Consider the following 1,093-nt stretch of genomic DNA (forward strand, 5'->3'; position numbering starts at 1 on the left):
CTAGCTGTACCCGGCCATGACGTTGGTGACACTTCGGGTCTTGTGACGTGACGAGGCCTCCTGGCTTGATGGAGCTGTCTAGTTCTGCCATCACCAGGAGGCCTCTGTGGTCCACGCTAATGCCCGGTTGACGCTGCACGGGCGACGTTTGCTCGTCGCTCGCGTTCTCGAGGACCGTCGTCCAGTCGCTCATGTCGCGAAGGAGCTCGGCGTCTCTCGCCAATGTGCGCACCGGTGGGTGCGGCGGTTCCGGGACCACGGCGACCGCGGCTTGTCGGACCGGTCAAGCCGGCCGCATCGAATGCCGACGAAGACCAGCCCAGAGCGCGAGCAATCGGTGTTGGAGGCCCGCACCCGACTCCGGTTCGGTCCCGCCCGTCTCGCTGCGGAGACCGGGGTCCCCGCCCGGACGATCTCGCGCGTCCTCGCCCGGCACCATGTTCCACCGCTGGCGTGGTTGGACCCGATCACTGGCGCCCTCATCCGTGCCACAAAAGCGACCACGAACCGATACGAACACGAGCACCCCGGCGACTTGGTCCATGTGGATGTGAAGAAGCTCGGCCGTATCCCGGACGGCGGCGGCTGGCGGGTGCAGGGGTGGACGGCTGCGAACCACCAGTCCCGCGTCGATAAGAAACCGATCGGGTTCGACTACGTCCACGCCGCTGTCGATGACCACACCCGGCTCGCCTATGCCGAAGTCCACCCGGACGAGCGCGGCGTGACCGCGGCTGGGTTCCTCGCCCGGGCGGCTGCTTACTTCGCCGCCCACGGCATCGCGAAGATCCAGCGGGTCATCTCGGACAACGCGTTCGCCTACCGGCACTCGGCCGCGTTCAAGAACACGATCGCTGAGCTGGGCGCGAGGCAGAAGTTCATCAAGCCGCACTGCCCCTGGCAGAACGGCAAGGTCGAGCGGTTCAACCGGACCCTCGCGACCGAGTGGGCCTACCGGCAAACCTTCACCAGCAACCAAGCCCGAGCAGACGCTCTTGCGCCCTGGATCGAGCACTACAACACTGAACGGATCCACTCGAGCCACGGACTCACGCCCGCAGCCCGAGTGTCACCAACCTGATGACTCAGTACA

At 66.1% G+C, this 1,093-nt stretch carries 2 protein-coding genes; one reads left to right on the top strand and one right to left on the bottom strand.

Going from position 1 to position 1,093, the window contains the following annotated elements; genetic code table 11:
• The coding region (locus tag ACLBWP_RS18425) for a hypothetical protein (protein ID WP_447656267.1) at window positions 1-193 on the bottom strand (193 nt) is incomplete at its 3' end.
• On the opposite strand from ACLBWP_RS18425, the gene ACLBWP_RS18430 reads away from it, so the two are divergent.
• Complete coding sequence (locus tag ACLBWP_RS18430; RefSeq protein WP_447656266.1) at window positions 107-1,081, top strand: IS481 family transposase; 975 nt, start codon at window positions 107-109, stop codon at window positions 1,079-1,081. The genes ACLBWP_RS18425 and ACLBWP_RS18430 overlap by 87 nt on opposite strands.
• Window positions 1,082-1,093 lie beyond the last annotated feature (12 nt).

The organism is Microbacterium sp. M1A1_1b, from assembly GCF_053345565.1.